3 protein-coding genes are annotated in these 7,444 nt (G+C 40.7%); 2 read left to right on the top strand and 1 reads right to left on the bottom strand.

From position 1 onward, the window contains the following. Positions 1 to 851 precede the first annotated feature (851 nt). Both V7K40_RS26310 and V7K40_RS26315 read left to right on the top strand, forming a co-directional pair. Positions 852 to 2,420, top strand: a complete 1,569-nt coding sequence (locus V7K40_RS26310) for a glycosyltransferase family 39 protein (protein WP_334964957.1) — start codon at positions 852 to 854, stop codon at positions 2,418 to 2,420. A 334-nt stretch (positions 2,421 to 2,754) separates the two neighbouring features. Continuing rightward, the gene (locus tag V7K40_RS26315) at positions 2,755 to 6,705 is read left to right on the top strand and encodes a DUF2157 domain-containing protein (RefSeq protein ID WP_334964959.1); all 3,951 of its coding nucleotides are present in this window, start codon (positions 2,755 to 2,757) and stop codon (positions 6,703 to 6,705) included. 506 nt (positions 6,706 to 7,211) lie between these two features. Here V7K40_RS26315 and V7K40_RS26320 read toward each other — a convergent pair. After that, positions 7,212 to 7,444: hypothetical protein (locus tag V7K40_RS26320; RefSeq protein WP_334964961.1), on the bottom strand; the 233-nt coding region annotated here is incomplete at its 5' end.

A 7,444-nucleotide genomic window follows, 5' to 3' on the forward strand; every position in this document is an offset into this window, starting at 1 on the left:
ACTTATCAAATCTTTTTATTTTTCAGAAAAAGATTTAATATTTAGATTAATTTATACTAAACAATTACAGATAAATAATTGCATTTAGTATGGTATCTTGTTGCCAAAAGCTGGAAAATTTTTGAGACTTTGTAAACTTAGGATACTTTTAGCTCAAATATTGATAGACGATTTGCTCATGATTAAATATTAATTTTGGAGGAAAAATTCAAATGTTTACTTGTTAAATTGGATCATTATGTTAAACACAAATAGTTAGAAAAACGCCAAGAAAAAATATTATGAACTTTTGCTATTATTTGCTATTACTTTTATAACTGAATCTTATGTATTAAATTCCAAGTAATTATTAAAATTCAACTTAGGAAAATTTATATAGTAATAATCAATCAAAACTCCCTTGTGTTTAATTTGTAAATTATATAAATAAATCCTAACTTTTGTATTTTAGTATATTCAGAGGATGTTTTGAAAGTGTTTGGCTGTAATTTTAGGCACTTATTGATACCAACAATAAAACTTTTAAAACAGCTTTTCAGAGAGGCTAATTTACTTTGCTATTACCAATGAGCTATTAAAGACTTCTGAATTGCCTCTTACAAATGTGGATACAAATATTTTATTCTAATGATTCATATTTATCACAGTGGTTGACAACATTTACAATTTGTACTTTCTGGTTTAACCGGAAAGTGAATTTGGGAGTTGACCAGCATAAAATATTTGTAGCGTCTTGCAATACGTCTTAAAAGTAGCATTAGAACCAAAATGTATGCTAACCGATTCTAACAATAAATTTTACCACCGTTTATTAAGGCTTTGAGGAGATTGAAAACTGCATGAGAAAGCAATTGTCACAGAACTGGGTTATTTCTAAATCTGGGTTACGTTTTTTAATCATTATCCTATTAGTGATAGGTGTATTTTTTCGGTTTGTCAATATTGACAAAAAAATTTATTGGGGTGATGAAGTTTACACATCAATACGCATATCTGGTTATCTGGCGTCAGAAACGAGAGAGCAGTTAAGTAATGGTCGTTTGCTCACTATAAAAGATTTGCAGAAATACCAGTATCCCAATCCTGAAAGAAATGCAATTGATACAATTAAAGGAGTTATTTTAGAAGACTCACAGATTTTGCCGCTATACCTTTTGCTGACTCGATTTTGGGTAGAGTTGTTTGGCAATTCTGTAGCAGTGACAAGAAGTTTTTCGGCAGTGATTAGTTTGCTCACCTTTCCTTGTATTTATTGGCTATGTCGAGAATTATTTGAGTCTTCATTAGTAGCGTGGATGGCCATGGCGTTGGTGGCCGTTTCACCTGTTCACGTTTTGTATGCACAAGAAGCACGAGCCTACAGTTTAGCAATAGTAGCCGTCTTAATGTCGAGCGCAGCACTACTGCGAGCCATGCGCCTTAAAACAAAAGTTAGTTGGTGCATTTATGCAGCAACATTGTCACTAGGGTTTTATAGTCATTTATTTGTTTTTCTTGTTGCTCTGGCACACGGAATCTATGTAATTGTAATCGAACGCTTCCGATTCAGTAAAACCTTAATATCTTACCTGCTTTCATTGCTTGCGGGAGTTCTGACTTTCGTACCTTGGATTTGGATTATTATTACCCATCCTCAACCAGCATCAGTAAGTTGGGCAAGTACTAAACAAACATTCTTTCCGTCAGCTATCAGGTGGGCTGGTATCTTTAGTCGGGCGTTTCTCGATTTAGGTATTAGCCCTAGCGACCCAGGAAAACTTAAGATTGCCTTAATTCCTTTTATTTTAATTATTTTAACTCTAATTATTTACTCAATTTATGTTATTTGTCGAAGAAGCACTAAAGAAGTTTGGTTATTTGTCTTAACCTTGATTGGGTCTGTAGGGGTTCCCCTATTAATAATGGATTTCGTCTTTCAAAAACGATACGCTACTACTCGATATACACTTCCCTCAGTTTTAGGTATAGAGTTAGCTGTTGCTTATCTATTTACCATTAAAATCACGTCTATTTCTTCTAAAATTTGGCGAAAAAAGCTCTGGTCATTGGTAGCGTCTATAGTAATTATCAGCGGAATCATATCTTGTACAATCAGTTCTCAAGCCCAGATGTGGTGGAACAAATTACCGGAAAGAAACCACGGATATCCCCAAACTGCTAATATTGTTAGTCAAGCTAATAAACCGCTTTTAATTAGTGACGCTGACATAATTCCAATACAAATACTTGCTCACTTACTTGAGCAAAAAGTGCAATTTCAAATCGTCACTAAAAATCATTTACCAGAGATTACTAATGGTTTTACTGACATATTCTTGTTTGATCCATCTGACTTCTTAAAAGCTGGAATGGAGAAAATTTATAACTCAAAGTTACAGCAAATAAATGACATTCTCTGGAAAATAACAAAATCCACGTAAACAAAGGATACAGGTGCATCTAGCTGTTGGGAGGCTTTGACAAAAAGAGACAAGGGGGCAGGAGGAAAAAAGACCGCTCACAAGAAGGCGGGGCATGAACTTCCTTAAACATCAAAAGATTCCGCCCCTAATAGCGGTGGCTCGTATCAAAAATCCTTTCTCCCCTGCCCCCTGCCTCTAAATAAGGTGGAACCTAAAAGCAGACAGTTGACATTTGAATATCGCTCGTAGGTTAAAAATTAATATCAATTAGCCTGACAAGTGACACAACTAGAGCGAAAATATACTTTAATTAAAATCATAATTTAAGTATATAGTTATACTGCTCCCGCTTATGTCATCACCCCTTGAGCGCCCGCTAAAATTTGAAATCAGACTGCCATCCTCCCATCCTCAGTTATTAGAAGGACTAGATATATGGCTGCGCTTAGGTTTGATATCTGATACCCAAGTCAAGCAGCTATGCCAAGAGTTTCTAGTGTGTACGGTGGTGTTGCAACCCCAGCCTGAAGCAGAAACAAAGGTAGCATTTGTAACTTCTGACCCAGTGGGGCAGTTGCCCGTAGCAGCTTTACAATCTAGTAACCGTAGCCAACTGCAACAAAAACCAGTTAAACCGAACTTTATCAGCACAATGTTGCAGTCCTTGGGGGCAGAATTGAGTGTCCGCTGGCTGCTTTTTCTAGGGGTATTCTTGGTAGTGGTGTCCTCTGGGGTACTGGCTGCGAGTCAGTGGCAGAGGTTTCCGGCTTCTGGACAGTATGGAGTTTTATTTGCTTATACTTTGAGTTTTTGGGGGTTAAGCTTTTGGGCAATTAAGCAAAGTAATCTCAGATTGACGGCTCAGACATTGCTGATTGTCACCCTTTTATTAATCCCTGTGAACTTTTGGGCAATGGATAGCTTTCGGTTGTGGCAAAATCCTGTGGATTGGATTGTAGTTGCGATCGCCTGCCCTACTCTTACTGCTATAACTATTTTACTCTCCAAAAATCGGACTATTTTTGCCAATTTATATACCGGCAAATTATTTATAGCAAATATTCTGGGGCTGAGTTATCTGCATTGGGGTTGGCAATTAAGAGGATTTCCCTTAATTGCTGTTTATCTGGCAATGATCGGCACAACTATTATTACTGTTTATCATCATTACCAACAGCCTAATCCGATCAGCGAGGAAGATCGGCGCGATGTCTACGACGGGCTACGCCTACGCCGCAGGTTAAGTATTAGTTTGAGTGCGGCTGTAATTATTTATGCTTTGATAGTGCTGCTAATGCGGGCGATTTTTGTTGCTGGGGTAAATGTGACTCAGTTAGGGTTAGCTATTGGTATTTGCGGGTGGTTGGTGACTTGGTTAGCAGAGCAAGGGGAGAGAACAGGGGGAGCAGGGGAAGCAGAGGAAGTAACAGTAATATTCTCCCCGTTTCCCTCATCCCTCTTACTCTGGGAAAAACTCGGTGGCATTTTACTCTTCCTGGGTTGGCTGGTTTCAGTAGTAAATTATCCCTGGCAAGCAATAGCTGTGAGTGGCTTGGGTTTGTGGTTTGTGGGAAGTTGCTTGCGGCGGTACAGTTCAAAGGCTGACTTAGCAGCAGTTTTTGTGATCGGCTTACAGACGATTTGGCTCTTTTGGCGGTTAATACCTAATAACTTACAGCAATGGGCGATCGCTACTGGCACTCAACTCACCAATTCTCAAAATCAACCTTGGGCGTTACTGGGTGTAGCTTTATTTCCCTACGTAATATTGATGGTGGCGCTCACGGATAGCCTATATCGCATCGAAAAGCGAGAATTGGCTAAATTTGGCGAACTGCTCACCCTCTTACTTGGAACTTTTTTAACAACGATCGCTATAGTAAATCCCACATTGCGATCGTTAAATCTGCTATTTTCTACAATCACTCTTGCATTTGTCACTCAACGCCGCTCCTCCTCCTCATTTCCCCTGGTATATCTAACTCACATCATCGGGGTGCTGACATTTTGCTCTACGATTAATTGGTTATTTCCAACCCTGAGTCACCAAGCCTGGGCAAGTATTTTATTAGCTCTGATGGTTGCAGAATGGCGATTTAGCCTCAGGCAAGGTTTATGGCAACATAGTGCATGGGATATCGGTTTAGCACTAGCCGCCGCTAGTTTTTTCCTATTGTGGATAAATACAGAATCATCTTGGTATGGTATAGCTGATAGCCGAGCTTATTGGGGAGTCATTTGGCTAGTTACGCCTATAGCTCTCACGGGTGTTGCCAATGCCACAATTATCGAGCGGCGGATTACTAGCCGTTACTTGAGTGTCTTGGCTGTGATAATTGCCCAGCTACTGACTTTACAGTTACCAGGAACCAGATTAATCGGTTTGGCTGTAGGTATCGGATTGATGTTTGCAAATACGCGCTATTTCCGAAATCAAGTATCTGCGGTAATTACAGAAGGATTTGCTCTGAGTTTTATTGGGGCGCTGCTGTGGACGGGTGTACCTGGTTTACCTCGTCTCACGGTAGCAGGTTGGTTTGTCGCCGGCGCGATCGCAACCTTAACTTTATGGTTAACGCGGACAGTTTTGAGCCGACGCACTAACGAATTAGCAGTTATCTATGCAGCCGCTAATGATAAGTGGGCGATCGCCTTATGTGGCTTTGAGTTGTTTGGTTTGACGCTACACTCAATACTGATTTACTCAGGGTTTATTAATTCAGAATTTTTGTATTTAGCTGCCACTGCGATTACCTTGGCAGCCATTGTTTATCGCAGTTGGCGCGAACCGACAAATTGGGCATTTTATGGCATTGGTTGGGGTTTGGAATTGGTGATTGCCCAAGTGTTAGGGTTTGGGGAACGCTCAATTATTAAAATAGCGATCGCAAATATCGCCTTAGGTTTAATTGCTCAACTTGTCGGAGAGTGGTGGCAACGACGACATCAATTAGAAAGGCTTCCTAGCAGCTTTCACATTTTGCCATTAATTTATGGTGCATTCAGTGTATTACTGCGTTTGGACACCTTCACCGAGTGGACTGGTTTGTATTCTTTGGGTGTAGCTTTAATCATCATTGGCGTGGGGCGACGGCACGAGAACTTTAAACCTCTGCTGTACTTAGGAATCATTGGCGTATCCATTTCTGCCTATGAACTTTTGTTCTATCAAATGTTACAAGCTTCAGTAGGAACATTAGGTGATGGATTGATTGCTATGTCTGCCCTTGGTACTAGTATCATGTATGCTTACCGCATCTTGTCGCCTTGGATGATAAGCTACTTACGCCTGACTCCCCAAGAACTGAAAGGAATTGCTCATATTCATTGGGCTTGGAGTAGCTGTTTATTAATGGCTGCCATTCCTCTTCCCATTGGAGTTAACCGTTTAGTGGGATTGGCAACTGGGGTATTTTTAATTCGTTATGCCATCTTTCAGGGACGAAATTCGCGCACTTCCCCCAGCATCTTGGGAGGAATTACAATAGCCGAGATGTGGGTTTACCTTGGCTTATTAGAGGTAGCCGGCATGAGGGTTTATTGGCGCGAGACAGCAGTAGGACGATTTTGGGCTGGGCCGCTAGTTCCTTGGAACGGTGCGATCGCCTGTGTGGTAGCGTATTTTCTATACATCCTGCCTTGGGAAAGTTGGGGTTGGTCTAAAAGACCTTGGCAGCAAGCCGCCTACATTATACCACTGATAATTTTATGGGAAACCAGACTGCGAATTTACCCAATTACCTTAATAATCGCAGCTGGATTCTACATCTTCCTCGCAAAGGTGGGTGAAAACATCCGTTTTACCTATATTAGTATGGCGCTCATTGATTGGGCACTTTACCGTTGGTTTAATTCCTTACATCTAACTGATGTTTTATGGTATGTAACACCCATTGGGTTGTCACTGCTGTATATTGCTCAAGTCGATTTTCAACTGAAGCTACCAGAGTATAAAGCAACTCGCCATATTCTGAGAGTGCTAGGTAGTGGTTTAATTTGTGGGTGGGCAATTTTATTTCATCAAGATACAGCCTGGATACCGGGAATTTTCAGTCTTATCGCCATTTTTGCTGGATTAGCTTTGCGAGTCCGGGCTTTTCTCTACATTGGTACAGCCACTTTTTTAATCACTACAATCTATCAATCAGTAATTTTCAGCTTGCAATACTCCTTTTTAAAATGGGTTGTTGGCTTGCTAGTTGGCATCCTACTGATTTATATCGCCGCCAACTTTGAAACCCGTCGCGCTCAAATAACTTCCTTAATTCGTAGCGCCATTGATGAATTTCAATCATGGGAATAGGGCTAGTACCGCAAGGCAAAAGTCAAAAATCAAAAGTCAAAAGTATTATGGAATGGGCTTTTTAGGGATTTTAAATGGTTGGTCTATTTACGCCATAGGGTACTAGGGATTAAGCTAAGGGTTGAACTAACTAGACAAGCGATCGCCCTGTAACGTGGCGTAGGCAAAGGGAAGATCGCCCTTATTCTAGATACCTGTAAAATTAAGTAAGAGCGATGGCTTTGCTAAAGCCAACTCTACAAGACGCTCCACGTAGCTTGCTTCCACGAAGTGGTACGGCTAACGCCCAGAAGCACAAAACAATGACACGGATTCCATTAACAGAAGCTTAACTTCGTTTACCCGAACTAATTGCAAGTTTGCAACCCGGTGAAGAAGTGCAGATTTTTTCCGGCGATCGCAATCCCTAGTATTGCTGCGCGGAAGTCAAAAGTCAAAAGTTCTCAAACTCGCTCAGTTTTTATCCTACTTAATCCCTGTTAAAAAACCTTAACAGAATCCTACATTTAGTATCTATCAAAAAATATTACTCCAGGGTTGACGTTTCGGTGTTTCGCGCAGTCTGTAGCAACTTCCGCCTTCCCTGTAAGAACTTCTGTCAAGACGTTTCGGTGTTTCGCGCAGTCTGTAGCAACTTCCGTCAAGACGTTTCGGTGTTTCGCGCAGTCTGTAGCAACTTCCGCCTTCCCTGTAAGAACTTCTGTCAAGACGTTTCGGTGTTTCGCGCAGTCTGTAGCAA

Source organism: Nostoc sp., assembly GCF_036917195.1.
Lineage (GTDB): Bacteria > Cyanobacteriota > Cyanobacteriia > Cyanobacteriales > Nostocaceae > Nostoc.